22 protein-coding genes, 1 tRNA gene and 1 pseudogene are annotated in these 25,270 nt (G+C 61.2%); 14 read left to right on the top strand and 10 right to left on the bottom strand.

All coding sequences use genetic code 11. The features are described 5' to 3' along the window. Positions 1 to 11 precede the first annotated feature (11 nt). Together M2375_RS17005 and trmL are read left to right on the top strand one after the other, a co-directional pair. On the top strand, positions 12 to 779 hold the full coding sequence (locus tag M2375_RS17005; RefSeq protein ID WP_259169064.1) for a ComF family protein: 768 nt from the start codon (positions 12 to 14) through the stop codon (positions 777 to 779). Between the two features lie 64 nt (positions 780 to 843). Beyond that, positions 844 to 1,329 carry a tRNA (uridine(34)/cytosine(34)/5-carboxymethylaminomethyluridine(34)-2'-O)-methyltransferase TrmL gene (gene trmL / locus M2375_RS17000; RefSeq protein ID WP_259169063.1) on the top strand — a complete coding sequence of 162 codons (486 nt, stop codon included), beginning with the start codon at positions 844 to 846 and terminating at the stop codon, positions 1,327 to 1,329. Positions 1,330 to 1,371: 42 nt separating this feature from the next. On the opposite strand, the gene M2375_RS16995 is transcribed toward trmL, so the two are convergent. Then, complete coding sequence (locus tag M2375_RS16995; RefSeq protein ID WP_259169062.1) at positions 1,372 to 2,010, bottom strand: LysE family transporter; 639 nt, start codon at positions 2,008 to 2,010, stop codon at positions 1,372 to 1,374. A gap of 246 nt (positions 2,011 to 2,256) precedes the next feature. Between M2375_RS16995 and kefC the strand changes: the two genes are divergently transcribed. Beyond that, positions 2,257 to 4,131, top strand: coding sequence for a glutathione-regulated potassium-efflux system protein KefC (gene kefC, locus M2375_RS16990; RefSeq protein WP_259169061.1), 1,875 nt, complete (start codon positions 2,257 to 2,259; stop codon positions 4,129 to 4,131). Between the two features lie 101 nt (positions 4,132 to 4,232). Continuing rightward, on the top strand, positions 4,233 to 4,667 hold the full coding sequence (locus tag M2375_RS16985; RefSeq protein WP_182327056.1) for a DUF1841 family protein: 435 nt from the start codon (positions 4,233 to 4,235) through the stop codon (positions 4,665 to 4,667). A 20-nt stretch (positions 4,668 to 4,687) separates the two neighbouring features. Here the strand turns inward: M2375_RS16985 and M2375_RS16980 are convergent, their stop codons facing one another. Continuing rightward, positions 4,688 to 5,368 (bottom strand): cytochrome c, encoded by a 681-nt coding sequence (locus tag M2375_RS16980; RefSeq protein ID WP_259169059.1) that lies wholly within the window; start codon positions 5,366 to 5,368, stop codon positions 4,688 to 4,690. Between the two features lie 103 nt (positions 5,369 to 5,471). Here M2375_RS16980 and M2375_RS16975 point away from each other — a divergent pair, with 103 nt between their 5' ends. Genes M2375_RS16975 through M2375_RS16965 form a run of 3 tightly spaced genes read left to right on the top strand, consistent with a single transcriptional unit; the run spans position 5,472 to position 7,178 of the window. Next, on the top strand, positions 5,472 to 6,326 hold the full coding sequence (locus M2375_RS16975) for a MoxR family ATPase (RefSeq protein ID WP_259169058.1): 855 nt from the start codon (positions 5,472 to 5,474) through the stop codon (positions 6,324 to 6,326). Positions 6,327 to 6,333: 7 nt separating this feature from the next. Next, the gene (locus M2375_RS16970) at positions 6,334 to 6,561 is read left to right on the top strand and encodes a hypothetical protein (protein ID WP_259169057.1); all 228 of its coding nucleotides are present in this window, start codon (positions 6,334 to 6,336) and stop codon (positions 6,559 to 6,561) included. 23 nt (positions 6,562 to 6,584) lie between these two features. Then, entirely contained in the window at positions 6,585 to 7,178 is a 594-nt protein-coding gene (locus M2375_RS16965; RefSeq protein WP_259169056.1) for a GNAT family N-acetyltransferase, read from the top strand. Positions 7,179 to 7,209: 31 nt separating this feature from the next. Here the strand turns inward: M2375_RS16965 and M2375_RS16960 are convergent, their stop codons facing one another. Beyond that, positions 7,210 to 7,785, bottom strand: coding sequence for a hypothetical protein (locus M2375_RS16960; protein ID WP_259169055.1), 576 nt, complete (start codon positions 7,783 to 7,785; stop codon positions 7,210 to 7,212). A gap of 72 nt (positions 7,786 to 7,857) precedes the next feature. Between M2375_RS16960 and M2375_RS16955 the strand changes: the two genes are divergently transcribed. Genes M2375_RS16955 through M2375_RS16945 form a run of 3 tightly spaced genes read left to right on the top strand, consistent with a single transcriptional unit; the run spans position 7,858 to position 15,334 of the window. Further along, entirely contained in the window at positions 7,858 to 9,045 is a 1,188-nt protein-coding gene (locus tag M2375_RS16955; protein WP_021025348.1) for a VWA domain-containing protein, read from the top strand. 2 nt (positions 9,046 to 9,047) lie between these two features. Next, positions 9,048 to 10,934, top strand: coding sequence for an autotransporter assembly complex family protein (locus M2375_RS16950; RefSeq protein WP_259169054.1), 1,887 nt, complete (start codon positions 9,048 to 9,050; stop codon positions 10,932 to 10,934). A gap of 2 nt (positions 10,935 to 10,936) precedes the next feature. Beyond that, positions 10,937 to 15,334, top strand: coding sequence for a translocation/assembly module TamB domain-containing protein (locus M2375_RS16945; RefSeq protein WP_259169053.1), 4,398 nt, complete (start codon positions 10,937 to 10,939; stop codon positions 15,332 to 15,334). 107 nt (positions 15,335 to 15,441) lie between these two features. Here the strand turns inward: M2375_RS16945 and M2375_RS16940 are convergent, their stop codons facing one another. The 4 genes and pseudogenes from M2375_RS16940 to M2375_RS16930 form a co-directional block, all read right to left on the bottom strand. Next, entirely contained in the window at positions 15,442 to 16,143 is a 702-nt protein-coding gene (locus M2375_RS16940) for an MOSC domain-containing protein (protein WP_259169052.1), read from the bottom strand. 956 nt (positions 16,144 to 17,099) lie between these two features. After that, a pseudogene (locus M2375_RS22550) lies at positions 17,100 to 17,576 on the bottom strand (midcut-by-XrtH protein); the annotation flags it as partial. A 699-nt stretch (positions 17,577 to 18,275) separates the two neighbouring features. Next, positions 18,276 to 19,403, bottom strand: coding sequence for a fibronectin type III domain-containing protein (locus M2375_RS16935; RefSeq protein WP_259169051.1), 1,128 nt, complete (start codon positions 19,401 to 19,403; stop codon positions 18,276 to 18,278). A gap of 140 nt (positions 19,404 to 19,543) precedes the next feature. After that, the gene (locus tag M2375_RS16930) at positions 19,544 to 19,726 is read right to left on the bottom strand and encodes a hypothetical protein (protein WP_259169050.1); all 183 of its coding nucleotides are present in this window, start codon (positions 19,724 to 19,726) and stop codon (positions 19,544 to 19,546) included. Between the two features lie 824 nt (positions 19,727 to 20,550). Between M2375_RS16930 and M2375_RS16925 the strand changes: the two genes are divergently transcribed. After that, a tRNA-Arg gene (locus M2375_RS16925) sits at positions 20,551 to 20,625 on the top strand. A gap of 875 nt (positions 20,626 to 21,500) precedes the next feature. Here M2375_RS16925 and M2375_RS16920 read toward each other — a convergent pair. The 3 genes from M2375_RS16920 to M2375_RS16910 all read right to left on the bottom strand — a co-directional run bounded on the left by M2375_RS16920 (position 21,501) and on the right by M2375_RS16910 (position 23,201). After that, entirely contained in the window at positions 21,501 to 21,635 is a 135-nt protein-coding gene (locus M2375_RS16920; protein ID WP_259169049.1) for a hypothetical protein, read from the bottom strand. A gap of 301 nt (positions 21,636 to 21,936) precedes the next feature. Next, positions 21,937 to 22,272 (bottom strand): hypothetical protein, encoded by a 336-nt coding sequence (locus M2375_RS16915; RefSeq protein WP_259169048.1) that lies wholly within the window; start codon positions 22,270 to 22,272, stop codon positions 21,937 to 21,939. A 122-nt stretch (positions 22,273 to 22,394) separates the two neighbouring features. Continuing rightward, positions 22,395 to 23,201, bottom strand: a complete 807-nt coding sequence (locus tag M2375_RS16910) for a sulfite exporter TauE/SafE family protein (RefSeq protein ID WP_259169047.1) — start codon at positions 23,199 to 23,201, stop codon at positions 22,395 to 22,397. Positions 23,202 to 23,306: 105 nt separating this feature from the next. Between M2375_RS16910 and M2375_RS16905 the strand changes: the two genes are divergently transcribed. From M2375_RS16905 to M2375_RS16895, 3 genes are all read left to right on the top strand, one after another. After that, positions 23,307 to 24,092, top strand: coding sequence for a helix-turn-helix domain-containing protein (locus tag M2375_RS16905; RefSeq protein ID WP_259169046.1), 786 nt, complete (start codon positions 23,307 to 23,309; stop codon positions 24,090 to 24,092). Positions 24,093 to 24,108: 16 nt separating this feature from the next. Further along, the gene (locus M2375_RS16900; protein WP_259169043.1) at positions 24,109 to 24,510 is read left to right on the top strand and encodes a DUF705 domain-containing protein; all 402 of its coding nucleotides are present in this window, start codon (positions 24,109 to 24,111) and stop codon (positions 24,508 to 24,510) included. 129 nt (positions 24,511 to 24,639) lie between these two features. Continuing rightward, positions 24,640 to 24,984 carry a c-type cytochrome gene (locus M2375_RS16895; protein ID WP_404979346.1) on the top strand — a complete coding sequence of 115 codons (345 nt, stop codon included), beginning with the start codon at positions 24,640 to 24,642 and terminating at the stop codon, positions 24,982 to 24,984. The last annotated feature ends 286 nt before the right edge of the window (positions 24,985 to 25,270 follow it).

Genomic DNA, 25,270 nt, shown 5'->3' with positions numbered 1-25,270 from the left:
GTATTAATGCAATGACAGCAGCGACACCCGACAAGCACCGGCCCAGCCTGTGGCAGCGTGCGGCCCAGCTGCTGAACCATGTGCCCAGCCAGTGCCTGGTCTGCCGCAGCTGGCCCAGTGACTGGATCTGCGGGCCCTGCGCCCAGGTGTGCTGGCAGCCCGATCTGCGTCGCTGCAGCCGCTGCGCCCTGCCCTTGCCAGCCAGCAGCCAAGTCTGCGCCGGCTGCCTGCGCGATACACCTTTGTTGCAGCGCTGCCATGCCGCCGTGGACTATAGCCCGCCTTGGGATGGCATGGTGCTGCGGCTCAAATTTCACCAGCAACTGGCATGGGCAAACCGCATGGCGCAATTGCTGCTGCGCACCCCCGGCGTGCTGGAGAGCCTGCAGCAGGCCAGCGTCATCCTGCCGATCCCCCTGTCTGCCGCCCGCATGCGTGAGCGCGGCTACAACCAGGCACTGCTGCTGGCCAAGGCCTTGTGCCGCCAGGGCCCCGCCGGGCTGCGGCTGGCAGCTGTGGCGCCGCGTTACCTGGAGCGGCTGGTAGACACCCCCGCCCAAACGGGCCTGGACCGCGCTGCCCGGCTGCGCAACCTGCGCCACGCCTTTGCGCTGCGCCCAGGGCTGCAGGCGCGTGATTTAGGTAAGTGCCCACTCTTGATTGACGATGTGATGACGACCGGCGCCACCCTGGGCGCCGTGGCGCAGCTGCTGCAGGCGCAGGGCGTGCCTGCAGTGCAGGCCCTGGTGTTTGCCAGAACGCCCGCGCCGGGCCAATAGCGCAGCAGGCCACCGTTGTTTGGCGGGGCCGCTACACTGGCGCCCTTGTTTTTGCGCAATTGCCATGTTCAACGTCGTCCTGGTCGAACCCGAAATCCCCCCCAACACCGGCAATGTCATCCGTCTGTGTGCCAATACCGGTAGCCGCTTGCACCTGATCGAGCCGCTGGGCTTTTCGATGGAAGACCGCTTGATGCGCCGCGCAGGGCTGGATTACCACGAGTACGCCGCCACCCAGCGCCATGCCAGCTGGGAGGCATTTATCGAACATCTACAGCCCGCGCCCGACCGCATGTTTGCGATGACCACCCATGGCAGCAGCCCCGCGTTTGATGTGCGCTTTCAGCCCGGCGACTGGCTGGTGTTTGGCTGTGAGACTCGGGGTTTGCCGATCGCCGTGCGCGACAGCTTTCCTACGAGCCAGCGGGTGCGCCTGCCGATGGTGACAGGCCAGCGCAGCCTTAACCTGTCCAATGCGGTGGCAGTGACAGTGTTCGAGGCCTGGCGCCAGAACGGCTTTGCGATGCCGGACGGCGCGCCAGCACAGTAAACACCCCCCAGCCCCGCTACCCCAGCCTGGGCTATCTCGGGCTCAAGCCGCGCTTTGCGTGCGCTTGACGAAGAACAGGCCCATGCCCACCAGCATCAGCAGGCCGCCAAACACCTTGTTCTGGATGCGCATGGCGCGGCTGTCGCGCAGCAGGCGGCGCAGCACACTGGCGCTGCCGGCATAGCCGTGCATGACGATGGTGTCCACCGCCAAGGTGGTGGCAGCCAGAATCAGCAGCTGCAGCCACAGCGGGCGGTCCGGCGTCATGAACTGGGGCAGCACCGCCACCATGAAGATGATGCCCTTGGGGTTGGTGGCATTGGTCAGAAAACCGCTCAAGGCCCGCTTTTGCCAGCTGCCGCTGGCGGGCTCTTCCGTCTGGGCATCCATGATGCCGCCCTTGGCGCGCCACTGCGCAAAGCCGATGTAGATCAGGTAACAGGCGCCGACGATCTTGACGACATTGAAGGCGGTCTCGGACGCGATCAGCAGCGAACCCACGCCAGCACCGGCAATCAGCAAGATCAGCAGCAGGCCCAGTTGCAGGCCCAGGATGGTGGCGCTGGTCTTGCGCACGCCATACGACAGCCCGTGGCTCATTGACAACACCGCTCCCGATCCGGGGGACACGGCAATGATGCAAGCCGCTACGAGATACGCCATCCAAGTATGCAAATCCATGGTTCATCCTGGGGCAGCGGATCAGTCCGCTGCAAGCTCGCCCGGAAACGGGCAAAGCGAGGATTATCGCGCCGACCCGCCAGCACCAAGCGCGCCGCAGCCAGTGCCATACAAGTATTTTTTGATAGCTAGTGCGGCAATACCCACAAGCGCCAACCGCAAAACATTGCAAGAAAATACCGTGACACGGCAAAAAAAAGTAATCTGTGCTCCGCAACCACAAAACATCCATAACAAACCGCAAGCATGGAACACGCTCCCGCCTGGCTTACCTACACCTTCCTCTACCTGGCCGCCGCCGTCATCGCCGTGCCGATATCGCGCGCGCTGGGCCTGGGCACCATCATTGGCTACCTGGTGGCTGGCATCTTCATCGGGCCCAGCGGGCTGCAACTGGTCAGCAATGTGCAGGACATCCTGCACTTTTCCGAATTTGGCGTGGTGCTGATGCTGTTCCTGATCGGGCTGGAGCTGCAGCCCAGCCGGCTGTGGAGCATGCGCCGGCCGATTTTTGGCGTGGGCACCGCCCAGGTCGTGCTGTGTACGGCCGGCCTGTTTACGGCTGGCCTGGCCTTTGGCTATGACTGGCATCTGGCACTGGTTGCCGCGCTGGGCCTGGCGCTGTCGTCCACCGCGATCGCACTGCAAAGCATTGCCGAGCGCAATTTAATGTCCACCACCAGCGGCAAGACCAGCTTTGCGATCTTGCTGTTCCAGGACGTGGCCGCCATCCCCATCCTGGCGCTGATTCCGCTGCTGGCCGTGGGCCAACAGGCCGCGCAGAACGACGGCAACATCCTGATGGAGATCGGCAAAACCCTGGCCATCATCGTGGCCGTGATTCTGGTGGGCCGCTACCTGTTGCGCCCGGTGCTGCGCTGGATCGCGCAAAGTGAGTCGCGCGAGATATCCACCGCCACCGCCTTGCTGCTGGTGGTGGGCATTGCCTTTTTGATGCTGCAGATCGGCCTGTCGATGGCGCTGGGCGCTTTTCTTGCCGGCGTGCTGCTGGCGGATAGCGAGTTCCGCGCCGAGCTGGAGACCGATATCGAGCCCTTCAAGGGCTTGCTCTTGGGCCTGTTTTTCATTGCAGTGGGCATGAGCATCGATTTCTCCGTCATCCTGCAGGCGCCGCTGACCATGCTGGTGCTGGTGCTGCTGTTCCTGCTGATCAAGTCCGTGGTCATCTATGGCCTGGCCAAAGTGCTGCGCATGCCCGTGCAGGAGCGGCCGCTTTTCACCTTGCTGCTGGCCCAGGGTGGTGAATTCGCCTTTGTGGTGTTCAGCGCCGCCCAGGCGCAGCGCATCCTGACGCCCCAGCAGTCCTCCCTGCTGATCGGCTCGGTCGCCATCTCGATGGTGGCCACGCCGCTCATCGTGGCGGCGATGGACCGCTGGCTGATGCCACGCTTTGCCAACCTGAGCAAAGGCGCTGACACCCCCGCAGAACTGAGCGAGCAGCAAGAGGCCACGGTGCTGATCGCCGGCTTTGGCCGCTACGGCCAGATCGTCACCCGCGTGCTGCTGAGCCAGGGCATCAAGGCCGTCATCCTGGACCACAGCGTGGAGATGCTGCAGGTGGCCCAGAACTTTGGTTACCGGGTGTTCTACGGCGATGCCACGCGACAAGATCTGCTGCGCATCGCGGGTGCCGAAAAGGCCGAGGTGATGGTCATCGCGGTGGATGATGAGCTGCAGACCAACCAGATCGTGCGGCTGGTGCAGCAGCATTTTCCGCATCTCAAGATCGTCGCCCGGGCTAAGGATGTAGCCCACTGGTATGCGCTGCGCGACATGGGTGTGCACCATGTCGACCGCGAGGTGTTTGACTCCAGCCTGCAAACGGCAGAGAAAGCCCTGGAGCTGATGGGCTACAGCGCCGAAGACGCGCAGTACGTGGTCACCGTGTTCCGCGCGCACAACATCGAGCTGTCGGACAAGATGTACGAGCACCACCATGACCGCGAAACCATGCTGGCCGTGGCCAAACAAGGGCGCGAGCAGCTGGTCGAGCAGATGATGCGCGAGCGCCAGGAACGCCAGGACCAAGTACAGGAAGCCAAGGACGCCCCCAGCAGCCCCTACCCGCCACCGCCCGAAGACCCGCACAGCCAGATTTGAGCCTCTGGCTCAACGGCCACGCTTGAACCACTGCGGCCTAGCCATAGCGGCTTAACCACAGCCCAGCGTAGCCGCTACGTGCGTGCTACGCTCTGCGCCCTATGTTCAACCCCTCCCAAGCCGATGTTCGGCGATTTTTTTGTGCTGTTTATGCCAAGCAGCAGGCGGGTCTGCCGATGGAGGCCATCGAAACCCTGGCCGCGCTGTGGATCGATGAGCACCCGGAATACCGTGCAGATTTGAGCGATGTGGATGCGGCCATTGCCCGCAACTACGACCTGACGCCGGACAAGACCAATCCGTTTTTGCACCTGTCGATGCACCTGTCCATCAGCGAGCAGTGCAGCATCGACCAGCCGCGTGGCATTCGCCAGGCGGTGGAGCTGCTGGCCAAGCGCCTGGGCTCACTGCATGATGCCCACCATGTGACGATGGAGTGCCTGGGAACGATGCTGTGGGAGAGCCAGCGCTCGGGCCGCCCGCCCGACGGCAATGCCTATGTGGCCGCCGTGCAGCGCCAGGCCACCAAAGACTGAGCGCCTAGCCGCCAACCGCTTTAATTGGCCGCCTGCTTGCTGCGAAAGCGCGACTCGGGCACCACCTGCAGGGGGCCATCCAGGCTGCCGATGTAGTTGGCCAGCGCCTTCATCTCAGCATGGGTCAGCTGCTTGGCCATGCCGACCATGATCGGGTGGTTGCGGCCGATGCGGGTGTTTTTCTCAACGGTGTAAGACTTCAGCGCCGCGTAGAGGTAGTCAGGGTGCTGACCACCCAGCTTGGCGTATGAAGGATCGAGCGGCTTGGAGAAGTTGTCGCCATGGCAGCTGACGCAGGTGCCTTTTTTCAGCAGCTCCGCCACCTCGGCACTGGGCACCTTGGACGGCTTGTCTGCCAGCTGGGTTTCGCCCACGGTGTGCTGCGCGTAGTAGGCGGCCAGGTCCGCAATATCCTGCTCACTCAGTGAATCGGCAATCGCGCGCATGGTGGGATGTTTGCGGTCGCCCTTCTTGTAGGCATGCAGGGCCGCATCAATGTATTTCTCGCTCTGGCCCGATATCTTGGGCACCTGGTAGACCTCGGGAAAGCTGGCCTTGTAGCCCACAATGCCGTGGCAGCCAATGCACATCGCTACCTTGCCTTCAGCCGCCTTGGCATTACCCTTGATCTCCTGCGCGCAGACAGCGCCGGTCGCTGACGCGACAAGCAAGGCAAATATCGTGGTCCATCTTTTATTCATTGTGCGCACAATCGTGTGGTTCAGGCCGCCGCTTTGCTGCGGAGATCTGGGTTTATAGTCAACGCTGTACCGGCCCCGTCATCACGATTCTGCATCCACTTCCATGAAATTCCAAGGCACACAGAACTACGTCGCGACCACTGACCTCATGCTGGCGGTCAATGCGGCCATTACCCTTCAAAGACCGCTTCTCGTCAAGGGGGAACCAGGGACAGGGAAAACCATGCTGGCGGAGGAAGTCGCACAGGCGTTAGGCATGCCGCTGCTGCAGTGGCATATCAAGTCCACCACCAAGGCGCAGCAGGGTTTGTATGAATACGATGCAGTCAGTCGTTTGCGTGACAGCCAGCTCGCCGATCCCGAAAGCGCCGGCCGCGTCAAGGACATCAACAACTACATCATCAAGGGCGTGCTGTGGCAGGCCTTCACGGCCGACCAGCCGGTGGCCCTGCTGATCGACGAGATTGACAAGGCGGATATCGAGTTCCCAAATGACCTCTTGCGTGAAATCGATCGCATGGAGTTCTACTGCTACGAGACGCGCCAGATGATCCGCGCCAAGCACCGCCCGCTGGTCTTTATCACCTCGAACAACGAAAAAGAGCTGCCTGATGCTTTTCTGCGTCGCTGCTTTTTCCACTACATCAAGTTCCCGGATGCCGAGACGATGCAGCAGATCGTTGAAGTGCACTTTCCCACCCTCAAGCAAGAGCTGCTGTCCGCAGCGATGCGGGTGTTCTTCGATATCCGCAACCTGCCCGGCCTGAAGAAAAAGCCCTCCACCAGCGAGCTGATCGACTGGCTCAAACTGCTGGTGGCCGAAGACATTCCGCCAGAAGTGCTGCAGACCGCAGACCAAAAGATCGCCATCCCGCCGCTGGTGGGTGCCCTGTTGAAAAACGAGCAGGATGTGAGCCTGTTCGAAAAGCTGGTCTTCATGAACCAGCGCAACCGCTAAAGCGCCCATGGCCACGCCACAGCAATTGCTGATCGAAGGGCTGACGGACGCCGTCGGCTTTGTCGCGGGCGCCATACTGGGCTGGGGCCTGGGCAGCCTGCTGGGCTGGGAGCTGTTCTCCGAAGGCTATGGCGCTGGCAGCATCGCAGCCATTGTGCTGGTGGGCCTGGGCGGTGGCGTTGGCCTGCAACTGGCCCGGCGCTGGCGCAGCCGCAGGGCCGACAAAAACTCCTAAAACAAGCAACCGGAAAGAGCCATATGGCCTTTGTAGAACCCATTGAACTGCGCGCCCGAGGCGTGCTGCTGACCCCCCTGACCTTGGCGCATGAGGCCGGCCTGCGCGCCGCCGCGCAAGACGGTGAGTTGTGGAACATCCGCGTCACCTCGGTGCCCGAGCCCGAGAACACCCGGGCTTACATCGAGCAGGCGCTGGCCATGCGCGAGGCCGGCAGCCGCATGCCCTTTGCCGTGGTGGACGAGGCCAGCGGCCAGCTGCTGGGCACCAGCAGCTTCCACGATATTGTCCCGGCGCTGAAGCGGGTGGAGATTGGCTACACCTGGTACGCCCGCAGCGTGCAGCGCAGCCATGTCAACACCACCTGCAAGCTGCTGCTGCTGACCCACGCTTTTGAGACGCTGGGCGCCGCCGTGGTCGGCTGGCGTACCGACAACTACAACTTTGCCAGCCAGCGCGCCATTGAGCGCCTGGGCGCCAAGAAGGATGGCGTCATCCGCCACCATGCACCGCGCCGCGATGGCACCGTGCGCGACACCGTGCTCTACAGCATGCTCGCCGGTGAATGGCCCGAGGCCAAGGCGCAGCTGCTGTACCTGCTGAACCAGCCGCGCTGACGAGTGTTTGACTGACTCGCTGCGTGGCTGCTTAGGCCGTTTGCAGGTTCAGCACGCCCAGGTACTGCTCCGGCAGAATCTGCCGCAAATGGGTTTTGACATTGTCGGCATAGCCGGTGTTGGTCATCTGCTCCAGAAAGCTGACCATGTCTAACAGGCCCAGCAGCAGCTCGGTCTCGTCGCCCGCTTGCTGCACCCGCACGGCCAGCGCCATCGCGTCGGCACTGCGCTGCATCTGCAAAATGCCCACCGCATACATCTTGCAGCCCGCCAGCGAACGTTTGCTGCCCTGGCTGGCGCGGGTTTGCTCGACATACACGGGCGCACTGGGCGCGCTGGGCACCCCCTGTAACGACGCAGGGGCTGCGACTGGCGGTGGAAGCGAAGGTGGTGGGGGTGGCGGCGGTGCCGGAGGCTGGTGCATGGCCAGATAACCCGCCGTGACCAAGGCATCCAAGACGCTGCCGGCACTGTCCCCGACCCAACGCGCAATCTCTTGACGCGAGCGGTTGCCATCGCACAAGATCAGAATCTGGCGCTCCTGCACGGACAGGCTGCCCCGATCACGCAAAGCCTGGCGTGCCTTGTCCGTTTTGATCATCACCATGACAGCTTGCCCTCTGAGTACCCTTTAGACTGGAGAGGCTAGCGCCAAACTGTTACGGATTGTTTACAAACCATGTTGATAGACTTTTTCTACACCTTGCGCGCGGCCAAGTTGCCGGTGTCGGTCAAGGAGCTGCTCACCCTGCTCGAAGCACTGGACAAGGGCCTGGCCGGGCCGCGCTCCGAGGATGCCTGGAGCCTGGACGATTTTTATTTTCTGGCCCGCCTTTGCCTGGTCAAGGATGAAAAGCTGTTCGACAAGTTCGACCAGGCCTTTGGCGCCTACTTCAAGGGCATGGAAATGCTCACCGACTGGAAGAAGGAGCTGCCCGAAGACTGGCTCAAGCAGGTGCTGGAAAAAGAGCTGAGCGCCGAACAAAAGGCCGCCATCGAGGCGATGGGCTGGGACGAGCTGATGGAGACGCTCAAAAAGCGCCTGGAAGAGCAAAAAGGCCGGCACGAAGGCGGCAACAAATGGATTGGCACCAACGGCACCAGCCCCTTTGGCCATGGCGGCTACAACCCGGCGGGCGTACGCATTGGCGGCCCCGGCAAAAGCCGCAGCGCTGTCAAAGTGTGGGAGCAGCGCGCCTACCGCGATTACGACGACACGCAAGAGCTGGGCACCCGCAATATCAAGGTGGCGCTGCGCCGTCTGCGCCGCTTTGCCCGCGAAGGCAATGAGCTGGAGCTGGACCTGCCAGACACCATTCGCGCCACCGCCGCCAATGCCGGTTATCTGGATATCAAGATGGTGCCCGAGCGCCATAACCATGTAAAGGTGCTGCTGCTGATGGACGTGGGCGGCACCATGGACGACCACATCCAGCGGGTCGAAGAACTATTCAGCGCCGTCAAAAGCGAGTTCAAACACCTGGAGTTTTATTATTTTCACAATTGCGTCTACGACTACATGTGGAAGAACAATAAACGCCGTTACGCTGAGAAATTCCCCACCTGGGACATCATCAGAAAATACAACAAAGATTACAAACTCATCTTTGTGGGCGATGCCACAATGAGTCCATACGAAGTCCTACAAGCCGGAGGCTCTGTTGAGTACAACAATGAGGAGCCTGGGGCCGAGTGGCTTAAGCGATTGACCCACGCCTTTCCCAAGCACGCCTGGATCAATCCGGAACCCCAAGGCGTTTGGCAATACCGCCAAAGCATCAGCCTGATACAACAACTCGTAGGCGACCGCATGTTTCCCCTGTCACTCAAAGGGCTGGAGGACACCATGCGCTTGCTGTCTAAGTGACCATGCGACAACGTCTGACGACGCCGGTCCTGCCGGCGTTTTTTATTCTTACTGCTGCCCTGCTGGCAGGCTGCAGCAGCACCCCCAAGGCCGACGACGCGGACGACACCGCGACGCATGCCAGCAGCGAGCCCGCGTTTGATATCACCGTCAAGGCGCCCAAGAAGGTGCAGGAGTACCTGGAGCAGTATGTGGAGCTCAAGCGCTACCGCAACTTTCCCGGGCTGCAGATGAGCGAGATGACGCGCCTGCTCGGCGGCGCTGATGAGAATGTGCGTGAGCTGCTGGGCACCCTGGGCTACTTCAGCCCCGAGATCAAGATCGATGTCTACGACACCGGCGCTGCACCCGCGGACAGCGGCATATCCACAGAAAACAGCCAGACCCGTCCCCAGCTGATGATCGAGGTCGAGCCCGGCCCGCAGACCACGGTCGCCGAGGTGCAGCTGGACTACAGCGGCGAAGTGACAGAGGAAAAGAATTTCGCCAGCCGTCGCGCCCGCTTTGAGCGCAACTGGGATCTGCAGCCTGGCGAGGGCTTTACCCAAAAAGGCTGGGACGGAGCCAAGTCAGAGGGCCTGCGCAGCCTGCAGCGCAACCGCTACCCCACGGCAAAAATCAGCAACAGCCGCGCCGACATCGATGGCGACACCAACCAGGCCAAGCTGTCCGTAGGCTACGACAGTGGTGCCCTGTACAAGTTTGGCCCGCTGCGTATAGAAGGCGCTGAGCGCTACGACGCCCAGGGCATTGCCCGCATTGGCCGCTTGCCCACCGGCCAGAACTACAGCGAAGCCGACATGCTGGACGCCCAGACCCGACTGGCAACCAGTGGCTACTACGACTCGGTGTTCCTGACCCTGGACACCGAAGCGCCCAACCCCAAGGAAGCGCCCGTGGTGGCCCAGGTGCGCGAGGCCAAGCTGCAAAAAGTGGTGTTTGGTATCGGTATGTCCACCGACACCGGCCCACGCCTGAGCCTGGACCACACCCATAACAAGATACCCGGTCTGGGCTGGCGGGCGGTGAGCAAGTTCTCTTTCGAGCGCGACAAGAAGCTGCTGTCCACCGAGTGGACCGACCTGCCCAAGGAAAGTGGCTGGGCCTATTTCGGCGCGGGGGAGCTCAAGCGCGAGCTCAATGGCGACTTCAACGTCAACTCCATGCAGCTGCGCGGCGGCCACAAAAAGAGCACAGACCACATCGACCGCAGCGCCTTCCTGCAATACGACTTCTCGTCCGTGCAGGGCCAGGAACGAATCCCCTCCAGCAGTGCCTTGAGCATCAACTACGGCTGGACGGGCCGCTACTTCAACAACAACACCGACCCCACGCGCGGCTACGGCATTGCCGCCGAGCTGGGCGCGGGCTACACCATCACCCCCGACCGCGAACCCTTTGTGCGCAGCTTGCTGCGCTGGCAGGGCTTTGTGCCAGCGGGCAAGGTGACAGCGCCCAACGGCAGCTCGCGCAGCGCCCGCATTGCGCTGCGCGCCGAGGGCGGTGCCATCGTGGCCAAGGACTCGGCCGTGATCCCCGCCACCCAGCTGTTCATCACCGGCGGCGACACCACCGTGCGTGGCTATGGCTACAAGAAGATCGGCACCCGCGTGGCCGATGACCAGGTCTATGGCGGCCGCTACATGTATGTGGGCAGTGTCGAATACCAGCGCCCCCTCGTGCGCAATGGCGAGATCAGCGCCTGGGAATCGGCCGTGTTTGCCGATGTGGGCTCGGTCGCCGACAAGGCCGGTGATTTGTCGCCCTACTGGGGCATTGGCACGGGCCTGCGCTGGCGCAGCCCCGTGGGTGCGCTGCAGGCCGATGTGGCCTATGGCTTGAAAGACGAACGCTTCCGCTTGCACGTGCGCTTGGGATACAGCTTTTAAACATGGCAGATACAAACGCTATTGCACCAACGGCCAGCGCAACGCAGGCCCCGGCTTCTCCGCCCTCCGGCCCCTCCTCCCCCAAAAAGCGCAGCGGGCTGCGGCGCGCCGCGCGCTACCTGCTGTGGCTGCTCATTGCGCTGGTCCTGCTGCTGGCTGCCCTGCTGGGCGGCGCCTGGTGGTGGAGCGGGCAAAACGATTCGCTCGCGCGCACCCTGGCCCTGGCCCAGCGCTTTTTGCCCGCTGACATGCAATTGCAAGCGCAGGATGTGAACGGCAGCCTGCGCGGCGGCGGCAGCATCGGCCAGCTGCAGTGGAGCAACCCGTCCATCAGCGTGCAAGTGGAGCAAGCCAGCATCGGCTGGAGCCTCGACAAGATCTGGGACCGCGAGCTGCGCCTGGCGCCCATCCATATCGCCAAAGTCACCATCACGCCTTCGGGCATCGAACAACCCAAGGAACCCAGCAAGCCTTTGGAGCAGCTGCCACTGCCTTTGCGCGTGCTGGAGGTCCCCTTTGCCGTGGACGAAATCGTCTGGGCCGCACCGCAGCCCATCACGGTGACACAGCTCAAAGGCCACTATCGGTATGCCGCCGACAAGCACCAGCTGCAGATCGACCAGGTCGAGGCCTTCAACAGCAGCCTGCAACTCAAAGCCGATGTAGATGCACTCACGCCCATGCACATCGCCGCCGATCTGAAAGCCCGGCTGGACCAGCCCGCCACCGAGACCCTGCCCGCCATCCTGGCCGATGCCGGCGTGCAGGTCACCGGCACCCTGTCCGGCCTGGATGCCGCTTTGCGCGTACAGGCCCAGGTCAACCCCCAGTTCGAAGCGGCGGCCCCCAAGCCCGCCGCTGCCAGCGCACCAGCACCCGCTGCCGCCCGTAAAAAGGCCGCTGCCAAGGCACCATCGGCACAAGAAAAAGCCGCCAAGGCCCAGGCCGCCCGCTCGGCCCAGGCCCTGGCTGGCGCTGCCCCCATGCAGGCCAATGTCGATGCCACCGTCTACCCCTGGCGCCCCTGGCCGCTGGGCCCCGCGCAGGCCCAGTTGCAAAGCATCAACCTGGCTGCCTTTTTGCCCAGCCTGCCAACCACCTTGCTCAATGGCCAGTTGGCGGTCAGCGAAGCGGCGCCCGAACGCATCAGCCACACCCATGCCGCCCATCCAGCGCCAGCGCTGGTGGATGTGCCCGTGGACCCGATGGCCACCAGCAGCGCTGCGACAGCAGGTTCCGATACATCAGATACCAAGCCCGCAACGCCGCCAGCCCTGCTGCCCGTGCCGCTGGATATCCAGATCGACCTCAGCAACGCCCTGCCCGGCCCGCTGAACCACCAGCACCTGCCCATCAGCGCCATCCAGACCCATGCGCTGTTTGACGGCCAGCGGGTGGACGTGCTCGAAGGCAGCGAAGTCCAGTTGGGCAGCGGCAGCCTGAGCGCCCAAGGCCACTACCGTCTGACGGACCAGCATGCCGGCATCCAGGCCGCGCTACGCGCCATCAACCCGGCGCTGGTCGATACCCGCATCGACAGCGCGCCGCTGTCCGGCACCCTGTCGGCCCAGTCGCAAAACGACGCGATTGTATTTGATGCCAACATCACATCCGACCGCCGCACGCCGGCCAAGGCCAGCGCGGCCAGCAGTACCCTGCCGATTGACCGCGTCGTGGCCAAGGGCCAGTGGAAGGCCCCCGAGCTGCAGCTGCAAAGCGCGCAGATCGATGCGCTGGGCGCGCATATCAGTGCCAAGCAGATCCGCGCCAACATCGACCAGCGCAGTGGCGCGGGCGAGCTGTCCGTTCAGGCACCCGGCGCCAACCTGGATGCCAAAGCCCAGGCCGCGCCCCAGCAAGGCCAGGGCAATATCGCACTGCGGCTGAGCAGTGCCGAGCAGTTGCTGCAGTGGCTGCGCAAGCTGCCCGGCATGGCCCAGGCGCTGCCCGAAGGCATGCTGGCCCAGGGCAGCCTGGATGCCAAGCTGCGCTTTAGCGGCGGCTATGGCGATGCGCTGCGCCAGCTGCAGCAAGCGGGCCTGCTGGCCCAGCTGCCAGCGGGCATTCCCTTAGGCGGCCAGCCCTTTGCGCTGGATGCCAACATCAGCACCCCGCAGCTGAGCGTACGCACCTCTGCCGATGCCGCTGACCTGTGGCAGCTGCGCGATACCGAACTGGCGCTGGTTGGCAACCTCAAGAAAGTGCAACTGGATCTGCGTGCGCAAGCCCAGCATGGCGAGCAGCAGATGGCCGCCCAGGTCAGCCTGGCCGCCAATAGCACGGCGGCCAAGCAGTGGAGCGGCGCCGTGAGCAAGCTCCAGGCGCGTGCCAGCCTGCCACCCAACAAAGAACCCTGGCAGCTGCAGCTGCAGCAGCCATTGGACTTCAAACTGCAGCTGCCCGCCGGCAAGCAGCCGCTGCGCGCCAGCACCGGCAGCAGCCAGCTGCAGCTGACCGGGCCCAAGCCCGGCACCGTGACCTTGCAGTGGAACCCCTTGCAGTTCAGCCAAGGGGCCGACCAGGCCGTGCAGCTGCAAAGCACCGGCAGCCTGCAGGGCCTGCCCGTGCGCTGGATCCGCGCTTTTCAAAAGCCCGACCCCAGCCAGGCGCAAAAGCACAGCCCACTCGATTCGGACCTCGTGGTCCAGGGCCGCTGGGATGTCAACACGCAAAACGGCCTCAACGCCAAGGTCGAAGTCGAGCGCGCCAGCGGCGATCTGCAGCTGCACACCCAAGGCAGCGCGCCCACCAACGTCACGTTCCACTCCAGCGGCAAGGAAGGTGCGGTGTCCAAGGCTTTCTCGGCCGAAGGGCAGACCATCACAGCCCGCATCCGCACCGCCAAGGTCGAGCTGACCGTGCAAGACCGCCAGGTGCGCAGCCGCGTGCAGTGGGATTCCGTCAACGCCGGCCAGCTCACAGCCGATGTACAAACGGCGCTGCAGTACGAAGGCAAGAACTACCTGGCTGCCACCCTAGCCCCCGATGCCCCACTGGCGGGCAATGTGCAGGCCCAAATGCCTGACCTGGGCATCTGGGCCAGCTTTGCACCACCGGGCTGGCGCGTGGCCGGCAGCCTGGCAGCCAATGTGCAACTGGCTGGCAATCTGCAAGACCCGCGCTGGAGCGGCTCCATCACCGCGGACAAGATGCATATCCAGTCGCAGCTGGATGGCGTGGATCTGCGCAATGGCAGCCTGCGCGCACAGCTCAACGGCAATGTGCTGGAGCTGCAAAGCCTGCACTTTGACGGCGGCGAAGGCAGCCGTGCCCGCATCGCCGGCTTTAGCGGCAACCTGACCGCCGCACCCACCAGCGGCGGCAGCTTGGATGCCACCGGCACCATCAGCTGGACCATGCCGCAAAACGGCGCTGCGCCCGACATCCGCATGGACATCCGCACCCAGGCCAAGGCCCTGCAGGTGCTGGTGCGCGCGGACCGCCAGGTCAGCATCTCCGGCCAGGTGCGCAGCCAGCTGCAGCAAGGCCAGCTCAGCATCACCGGCGACCTGACCGTGGACCGCGCCAGCATCATGCTGGCCGATGAGTCCTCACCCAAGCTGGGCAGCGATGTGGTGGTGAGCACCAAGGCCAGCCGCGCAGCCGCCGCCGAAAAGGCCAAGCAAGAAGCGGCCAAGGCCGCGCAGGCCAAGCTCGATGCCCCCGCCGGTCGGGTCGAGCCTGCCAAACCGCTGATCCTGAACGTCAAGCTCGACATGGGCCGTGACTTTGCGCTGCAAGGCTATGGCATCACTACCCGCCTGACCGGCACACTCAACGTGCAAAGCAGCGGCGGCGCCGGCATAGGCATGCCGCGCATCACCGGTGTCATCAGCACCGAAGAAGGCCGCTACCGCGCCTGGGGCCAGGTGCTGAATGTGGAAACCGGCCTGATCCGCTTCAACGGCCCCTACAACAACCCCTCGCTCGATATTCTGGCGCTGCGCCCCAATATCGCCGTCAAGGCGGGCGTGCAGGTCAGCGGCTCCGCCCAGGCACCGCGTGTGCGCCTGTATTCCAACCCCGAGATGCCCGATGCGGAAAAGATTTCCTGGGTGGTGATGGGGCGCGACCCTGCCGGCGGCGGCGCCAGCAGCGCGCTGATGCAGCAGGCCGCGCTCGCCTTGCTGAGCGGCGGCTCCGGCGAGAGCCTGACCGGCAATGTGGCCAAGAGCCTGGGCCTGGATGAAATCGGCTTTGGCGGCACCGACGGCGATTCCGCCAGCCTGTCGGTGGGCAAACGCCTGTCGCAGGATCTGTACGTCACCTACGAAGCAGGCCTGGCCGGCACCCTGGGCGCCCTCTACATCTTCTACGACTTCACCCGCAACCTGCAGCTGCGTGGATCAGCCGGAACCACCAGTGCGCTGGATTTGATCTATACCTTGCGCTACGACTGAGCGAGGCGACTTCTACCGCGTGCAGCGCTCAAAAACATGCCCCCGCAGTTGTGAAACGGCGGGGGCATGTTTGCGAGTGGACCGGCAGGAATTGGCTGGTTGAAAAATCAATCCATGGCCATCCCGAAGAATCCCGCCCCAGACCACGGCGCAGCTCCCGCAGCACGCTGCGGGCTGCCCACCCTTTTTGCGACGCGCTCTGGCAACTGGGACAGCACTTTGGGAAAGGCCCTGCAGTAGGCGGTATGGACCCCGGCCATCTCGGCCAGCTGCCGGTAGCTGATCCATGCGCCCTCCGGTACAGCGCGGGCCACCTGGATGACGCGCTCCTGCCAATGGTCACTCAACGCAGGCACCATTGCAGGGCACACCGATATCTCTGCACCGCTGTGGATGATTCCGCCTCTTAACACGCGAGCGAGCATCCCCCGATCCCGCCCAATCTTTGACAAGCTTCCCGGGGCCCTGCGCTCCAGCAGCCGACAAGGTTCACAGACGAAGGTGATCCAAATCACGACATCGCTGCCAATCCGCAACAGATCGCCTGAAGCAAGGCCACTGGTGGAGAAGTCCACCCGCAAATTCTCTCTGAGAGACGCTTCAACCAGGCCCCAGCGCCGGTAGGCATCGTCTCCGGCGATCAGTAGCTGCCTGGGAGACAACAGGGAAGCATGCCGGTCCCCTGCCAAACCATGGCCGCTGACGGCCTGGACATCGGCCACCGATCGGGGCTCTGGCTCTTTGCCCACCCTGACATAAAGCCGTTGAAGGGAACCCATCGGTTGCCAGCTGTCTTGCAGGGTTGCCAAAGCGAGGCGTTGGGAGGGATGAGCAGGGAGCATGCGGTGAATTGTGCGCTTCTCAATGCGGGAGGGTGACTGTCCAGCCGACCATCCACCCGGAATGCCGAGCACTGGGAAGTCCTAAAACCGAGAGAGCAAAGACGGCAGCCGGCCAGGTCAGAGGACCGCCCGAAACCGCTTACGAGCCAGTCCGCCAGCGGTGCCGGGGAACGGCAGCTTCTGGCGTCGCCAAGCGCATGCATCCCAGCCATTCCAAAACTGGAGTCATCTGGCGCAGCAGACTGGCAGATCGTCCGCGGGGCTTGGCAAATCCTCTACGACAAGCGGCTGTCACTCTCCGTAGTTCAGGGGGAGAATTAGGGGTAAATTCTATTACCCGTATTAATTCGTATCAACGAATATCCTCGAGGTATTGCCTTTCAGAGTGAATCTTGTATGAATTCACAAGGATGGACGCAAGGCACTACGCTATGCCTGCCCAGGACTTCGTGATGCAGCGATGTGCTGACATAGCGACACCGAGATCTAACCTGAAAGCACTGCGCCTTTTGCGCCGCCAGCCATACCGCTTAGTATTTTCGTTTGTAGATCGCTAGCGGTAGGCAGCCTGTCAGTCAGCGGCCTGTACAGCCATTCCATTACGAACCCACGCCATACCTGGTCGTTGAAAACTGGCTGTATAGATTTGTGGGCTTACCGCCGACTCAGGCAAGACGACCATCGCCGGCACCCATTCCTCCATCTAAACGTCACATCTACACACCACCGCCGCCTATACCACCACCTCCGCCACCGATACCACCACCCCCACCACCTATACCGCCACCTCCACCACCGATACCGCCACCCCCGCCACCGATACCACCACCTCCACCGCCTTCACCTCCACTGCAAGTGGGAAGGACGGTGCATGACGCACCAGGGGCAAGTTGGGTTCCCACGCTGCAGGTGCCGGCCTCATTTGGGTTACTCACTGCAGTTATGCGCAGGAGCACCCCGCTAGTATTGGTAACCACAAGGGGCTGAGCGGTGTCAGTAGATGGAATTGAAATAGCATCCTCTGCCAATGTGCCGCCCGAAGGAGCACTGAGCTCAAAAGGGCCTGCAGCGCGCACAGTGTTGACCAGAGGGCTGCCTCCAATGGCAATAAAAGAGGCTGCTGCGGTTAAACCTACAACGGTCAGGATTCGGTTCATGCCAGCCTTATTGCGATTGCGCCAAGCTATGCCAGCAATGAAAAGGCCCAATGTAGCAATCCCTATGAACGTGAGACTAGGAACAGCTGATGCGCTAGATCCTGGAACAATGGCAGGTACATAAGACAATGAAAAGGCGCAAGTGCTAGTCGCTTGTGCCCATGCCGAGGATCCAGCACCCAGCAAAGGAATGCTCACTGCGATCCCTGTTCTAGTTAGATGTTTCAGGTTTAAGTACTTCATGGCGTGGTCCTTAATAAATATAATTTATAACCCTATTAATGTATATGCTCTGTAGTCCGTAGTCGCACTCTGCCCGTCGGTTGCATCAACCGATCTTCGCTTGTAACATTGTTTTTCAATCATGACAAGCGTAAGTAATTCCCATGCATTAGTGGTGCTGTTGAACAAATAAAGCAGAAATCAGATCTTGCAGCTGCTGTTCGCCATGAAGGAGCGAAGAAAAGCGGCATGTCACAGGATTGCAGACCAGCGGTGTTAGCGGCTTTGAGGCATAAAAGGCATCACTTCATAACCTCACCTCAGGTGCAAGCTCAGTTGTTCGTTTTGGTCCTTAACCCCGACGCACTGGATGGCATAAGCTCGTAGGAATTCGAGCTTGGCTGCGTCTTCTTTGACGCTGGCTCGGAGATCAAGAACAGCGAGTCCAGTATCGCCATCGAGCGCGGTGCTTGCATCGCCCATGCTGCCGGCGGCGGCATCGAGGCCCCCACCATTGTTCAGATGAAGTAGGTAACCACGGCGGCCAGAGCAAGGGCAGACCCCAGCTGTGACTTGGCGGCTTCGAATAATTGGGTGAAGTCCATGCCGCCTCTTTCGGACAATAAAAAAGCCCGCTCAAAGGCGGGCCAGACAAGAAAAAGCCCTCCGAGGAGGGCTTCTAGATCAGTTCGATTTGCGTCGTCGCATGAGTCCCATGGATCATGCCACTACTCCGGAGAGAAGCAGCAGTCCGGCGCCGCCCAAGGCGGGCACTGGTGTTGGTGTGGCTTGAACCACTGGCGCAGCGGTAACCACGATCGTGAAGGTTTGCTCGGCAACGTGGAGTGCCTTGGCCGCCAGTTCAGCTTGCACTGCGCTATCCATAGCCATGACCGAAAAACTATACGTGCCGGGCGTCGTAGGCGTGCCAGAGACGACACCGGTTGCGGAGTCGAGTGCCAAGCCGGGAGGCAGTTCGCCAGTTACGGAGAATGTGTACGGAGGCAGTCCGCCAGTTACCTGTAGAGTTTGAGAATAAGCAGCTGCAACCACGCCTCCAGCAAGCGTGATATTTGGCCCGGCACCAACAAACGTGAGATCGGCACTTGGCACTGCTTCTGCGCTTTCGGGCGAAGCAACGCTGTCGCCATTCGCGTTGGTGGCTACAACGGTAAATTTATAGGCCGTACCGTTGGTGAGGCCAGTCACCGTGCAGCTTGTAGCAGGCGTGGTCGCTGGCGGAACAACTTCTGTTGTGCAAGATCCGCCAGGAACTCCCGTAACGGTGTACTTTGTGACGGCCGAGCCGTTGTCATTCGGAGCAGTCCAGTTGACTGTAAGCGCTCCATCCCCAGCATTCGAAATACTCACTGCCGGGACAGGCTCGGGTTTGGGTGGCTGAAACTGCACATCAAGAATAACCTTCATTGACGGATTAAAATTGAGCCCATTCCAATTGACCCAAATATGGTCCTCATCAAAGGATATTCTGGACGCATCAAGCCCAACCATGGATGTAGACTCATTTACCGTAACACCATAGATCTTTGGAATCGTTCCTTCAACATCAAAGAATTCTGGGCCATTGAATGAAGTGTTATTCCAAATTGACGAGGTATTAAATCCCAGAGTTATGGATGACGCGGAAACATCGGCATTGAAGTTACCGTCGCAGACAGAGGTAAACTCGACTCCTCCGCCTACTACAGCCGTTTGGGGAGCTTCATATTGAGTCGACTGTTCAGGGAACAAATACCTGATTTGTATTTTGTGACCTGAGAATTCTGCATGAGCTATAGATGAAAGCGCGACGAGCGCAACTCCTACTGATTTCTTGAAAAATTCCATTCCAAACTCCAAAGCAAAGCTAACAATTTGTCAATAAGGAAATATGCAGTTTTTTGTAAGCATGGTCAATCCCTGAAACAAGTGATAGGGTTACCACGTACTCACAACCCATCGATAAGGGATGCGAGTTGCCGACTGGGTCACTCAACTGCCGTGATAACGATGCCAGCGAAATCCATGTGAGCCTCGGGCGGCAGGCCGCTGTTGATTAGCTCACGGGCCACCTCCCAGCGTTTGCTATCCTTCGTCTCCGCAGTGAAGCTGGCCCGGCCGTCACTGAATGCGATGTTGATGAAGCGCATTGCGCCATCGGTACTGCGCATGGAAGAGGACAAGGCAAACGAAGGTCTGTTGATGATTGCGCAAGACTTTGGTGTTGATGCCAAGGCGGTAAAAGCGAAGACTAAAGCTATCAGCGCGCAGTAGATGCCGCTAAAAAGCAGGCAGAAGCCCAAAAAGCGGCACAAAGTACGCAATCTCCCGATCCACTGAAGCCCCGGGAAACCGCTTCTACCCCGCCCCCCCGGCTGCGCAAGCGCAGAAGTTGCGTGGGGGAAGAGGAAATCCAAGGTGGACGAAAAGCCCAAGCTCAGCGCTGCCGCTGCGCAGGCCGCGATTTCTGAGGCTATGCAAGCTGCCGAGTCGCAAAACCCCGCCGCTGACCCGGCCGAGCCCCGGGACGCTGGCCAGGGAGACATACCAAGTCGTCAACGCTCAGACGTTGCGCATCGAGTTACCCAAGATGCAAGTCAAGCGTCTTGAGCATGTAGTGCGAGTTGGATTTATCAGAGATGGGTCGGGTCTTCTCCATGAGCTTGCGGTACTCATGTATCAGCGCGTTGACGGTGAACGATCCCCCTCGTATGACATCACCCACAGGCACCCGCCCGGAGCCTAGATCCGCCTCGATGCGCGTTGCCCACGTCACGGCTTGCACCTTCACCGTAAAGGTTTTGCAATATGATGGGAACCCCTTGCGACGAACGAGTGCCCGCCACTTCCCGTTGACTGTCTGACGCTTGCCATTGCCCTTGATCCTCCAAGTGATACGGTATCAATCCCGTATCACTGAGCTAGTGAGAAGCAATGATCAATCATGATGCGTACAGAGGGAGACGCCTAAAAACGTCGTATAGTCTTGCCTCCCCTCCCTGTAGTTCAATGGATAGAACGAGTGCCTCCTAAGCGCTAGATACAGGTTCGATTCCTGTCGGGGGGACCATTTTTTCTCAATGAAATCAAGTGGCTCACTGTTTTGAAAACCCGCCGGGGACATTGCGGGGACATGAACCACCGATTTCTGTCTAATTTTGCTGGCTCCTTTTGGAGCCTTTTTTGCGCTCTGACGAGCTCTTTTCGCCGCCTTCCCCCGGCTCCAGCGCCAGGCTATCGCCGCTCCGGCGCGGCACCAGAGCGAGGTATTTGCCGCCGGACCATGGCGGAACCCCCACCCTCCGCCGAGTTAGTCTGGCGCTGCCTCATGGCCGCCGCCCAATGTTGATTTTTCGGACCTGGGTTGTTGGCCGGGAGAATCAACATTAGGGGGAGTCGAGTAGGACTCGACAGTGCAGGTTTGCGATTCTGTGCAAATCAATGAGATGGGGTTGGATGCCAAGCGCATAAGTTCCGCTTTTGCCCTGTGCGCTGCCGGACGCGGGCCGAATCCCAGGAATCCACCGCGCCGTCACCCTGGCCAGGCGCATAGAGCACACTGACCGCAAAGCGCCCCCATCGCTTGGCCTTCCATGAGGCGTAAAACCAGAAGATGAGCGAGCACGCCGAAGATGCAGGCCCAACGCGGGAAGGGCTCAGCACCTGCCGGCGACGTGATACTCGGTAGAAGCTCCAAGAACGGCGATGGCGATCTGCGCTATCTGCACTGCGAGACTCCAAATTACTGTGCCACCCAACAGCATTGAAAGCCTGGCACATCCCAGAATGTGGGCACCACCAACCACAAGATTGCCTGCCCAGTGCCATAGTGGCGCCGGGGAGGCGCTTTGCTTTTGCATCGGTGCCAATCCCACGCATGAGAAAGCCCACCAAGGTGGGCCATGAAAACGACCTAGGCCGTTGTTTCATTCAACGCAAGCACCATCACTTTGGTTGCGTGTTTGGCTGCTTGCTGTCTGGCTGCTTCTGATTAGGACTTTGCTGGTCCTGCTGGCCAGGTTTTTTCTGGTCTTGTCCGGGTTGCTGCTGACCAGTGTTCTGCTGTTGTTGCTGAGACATGATGATTCCTTAAATCGAGTGAGGGATAAGGTGCTTCTGTCGCTAGCGGGAGCGCCTCTTGAATCAGTGTTTTGCCTTTGCATTGCACTGATGGACAGTGTCCGCCGCCACCCTCTGCGCAGACGTAGGAGATGCAGGCGCTTACATCCTGATTTGTACTCTCTCAGTTTGAGACAGCTGTATCTGGGACCAAGGAGGGGCTCGATAAAGGACAAAAAACCCGGGCCCGATCCATGCCAAATGGACGAGATAGCGCAGCTCCCCACCGGGGCTCATCTCATCAGCGGCCAGAGACCATGGCTCATCGCTGCCGGCAGTTCGGCCCATACCAAGCGTTATGTGCGGTGTCCAAATTGTTGTCCATATCGCCTGCGGAGCAGATGGGAAAACGCGTATCGCCATTGCGCTCTATGCTCAAGGCTTTCATGCGGGCATCGCTGGGATGGTCCTTGGCATCGCGCTTGTCTCGCGCGACATCGATGGTCATCATGCAACGGGCAAACTGGTCGCTGCCGGGCTCGTAACCGTAGCCTGCGCAACGCCCGTGGTCGGCTTGCGCTTGGGTTTGCGACGGTGCAGATCCGCAGCCGGCCAAGACAACCATACCCACCAATAACACTGAGGAAATTTTCACCACTTGCGATCTCCTGAAGCTGGGAACACCAACCTGATGGAAAGCACTGCACCACCTCGAGCCACCGACCTGGTGCAGCTTCGTTCACATGGTAGCGGCATTGGCTCAAACCGCCACAGGTTTTGCTAGACGACGGCCATCGCCAGCAGCACCGCACACAGCAAGGCGATATAGGCTTTGGCATGGATGCTGTCAGGGATCTTGCCAATCCAGCGTGATGCCACCTGGATACCCAGCCAAGAGCCCGCAACAAGCACCAGACAGGCCCGCAGATCGATGAAGCCGATATACCAGTCACCCAAGGGGGCTGCGTTCCAGGCCAGCAGCGCGTAGGTGCCAGTGCCCACGATGGCCATGGGCAGCGACAGCGGGTTGGCAGCGGCCGTTGCCGCCGCCATGCTGGCACCGCGTCGGCGCATCAGGGGCACGGTCATCACACTGCCACCCACCCCCAGAAAGGCGGCGATCGCACCCATCGACAGCCCCGCCACAGCGGCCACAGGTTTGGCCAATGGGCGCATCTGTGCGGCATTCTTCCAGGTGAAACCGGACCGAAACAGGCTGTCCAGAATCGTCAGTCCCAGGTAAAAAATGAATGCCCAGCGAATCCAGCTTCCGCTCAAGACCATCGCCGCGATGGCACCCGGTATGGCCCCGATGGCGACATAGCCCAGCAGCGGCCTGACCTGGCCCCACGGCACCGTGCCTGCCTTGTGGTGCCGCAGGCTCGCCAGCCCTGCCCCAAAGATCATCACGCAGGTGGAGGTGGCCACTGCAATATGCATGGCGGCGCGCCCCAACGCACTGTCGGCGCCATACATGCCCAGCAGCACCGAATACAACACAGGCACAACGACAAAGCCGCCGCCAAAACCAAACAGCACGGTGGTCACACCGGCAAGAACACCAAAGCACAACAGCAGCAAATACATGGATCAGGACCATCAGAGGTTGCAAAGCTCCACGATAGAAAGATACGCAGCGGCTGACATTCGATAAATTGCCAACCATCCTTGCGTTTAGGCCAAAATCCAGCCATGCACAACGTCCCTCTCGCTTCTGTGGATACCGTGGCCCGGCCGCTGCTGGCCATCGGCACCGACTACGAACCCGGCACCCTGCTGGACACCCACAGCCATCGCCGCGCGCAGGTGCTGTATGGAATGAGCGGCTTGATGGCGGTGGAGACGGATGATGGGGCCTGGGTCATCCCGCCCTACAGCGGTGTATGGATTCCAGCCGGCAAGCCCCACCGGGTGCGCATGCAGGGCGTCAGCACCCGCAGCCTTTACATCGAGCCTGCTGCCGCTCCGCGAGAAGGCACGCACTGCGAAGCCCTGGTGATCAGTCCGCTGCTGCACCAGTTGCTATTGGCGTCGATGGCCATTCCGGCGCTGTATGACGAACAGGGGCGCGATGGCGCCTTGGCGCAATTGCTGCTGCATGAAGTGCGCTTGGCACCCACCATGCCCTTGTTCGCCCCCATTCCGCAGGATGTGCGCCTTGCCCAACAATGCAAGGCGTTTTTGCAGTCGCCGAACATCCAGACAGCACCAGACGATTGGGCGCTGCAGTTGCACAAGAGCTTGCGCAGCTTTAACCGGCTTTTTCGGCAGCAAACGGGCATGAGCTTTGGCGCCTGGCGCCAGCAGGCCTGCCTGCTCGCTGCGCTGCCGCGTTTATCGGCTGGCCAATCCGTCACCCAGGTCGCACTGGAGCTGGGCTACGACAGCCCCAGCGCCTTCTCGACCATGTTCCGCAAGCGGCTGGGGCGGGTTCCCAGCGGGTTCGGCCGGGCGGCATCAGCCGGCGTCAACAGATGATTGAGAGCAGCGACGATTGACGTGGGACCTGCGTTTGCGAGCGCGAGCAAGCAAGCTTTTGCAACGGCATGCCTTCGTCTACGATGACTGCTCCATCAACCCTATGGGGGCCCAGCATATGCACAAGAAAGTGATATTCATCGATGTCGACGACACCCTGGTACGCACGGTGGGGTCCAAGAGAATTCCTATGCCATCGGTGATTGCGCAGGTACGGCGCCTGCATCAAGAAGAGGCCGTCTTGTATCTCTGGAGCTCCGGTGGCGCCGACTACTGCCGCAATACCGCCGATGCGCTGGGAATAGCGGATTGCTTTTCAGGTTTTCTCCCAAAGCCCACCACCTATGTGGATGACCAGCCTGTACAGGACTGGCGTGACTGCCGGCACTTCTACCCCATGCAGGCCTCCGAGGCCTGAACCCGCCCAGAAAAAACGGCTGGGGCGTGACCAATATGCGGTGGAATACCTCTGGCCTGCTCCAAAATACCGAGGCAAAAAAAAATTCCACACACCATGCAAAAATCCATCGTCATTTCGCTAGCACTCATGCTCAGCGCCCATGCCACCTGGTCACAGGCAGAAAACAGCAATGGGAAAGGCATCTTTGTTCAGCGCTGCGCCATGTGCCATGGCACAGACCTCAAAGGCACGGGCCCATTGGCAAACAAAAGCCTGCCGCCTACGCCTGACCTCACCACGGCCGCGTTCAAAAAGCGCCTCAGCGATTACCCAGGCGTCATCGTCTCGTCGGTGGTGCTGCGCCCCAATGGCGATTTGATTCCGAAAACGCTGCAAGCCAACGGCGTAAAACTGCCGGCGTTTGCTTGGCGGGTGAAGGATTTGCGCGACCTGAACCAGTACATGGCGGCAGAGATTACGAAGCGGCGATAGCCAAAAGCCCAGCACAGGCCCGGTACAAGCCCCGCAGAACCCTTCTGGCTCAGCCCCTTCGACGGCCGTTTTGAACCGGATCTGTGGCCAACGCCGGCACAGCATCTCCAACCAGGTGGACAAGCCACTCACAGCCAACGCAGCGGCAAACGCTGAGCATTCCACAAAACCCGTTTCGAGACCGGTGGACCCGTGCACTCGGATGGGAGATGCCCAGCGGTATTTCTGAGCGCGAGACTCAGCGCGCAACGCCGTCACGCCGCCCGGCCACCACTCGCTGGCCTGC

The sequence above is a fragment of the Comamonas sp. BIGb0152 genome (genome assembly GCF_024809975.1).
GTDB lineage: Bacteria > Pseudomonadota > Gammaproteobacteria > Burkholderiales > Burkholderiaceae_C > Comamonas.
This window is presented reverse-complemented; position numbering and strand designations above follow the sequence as displayed.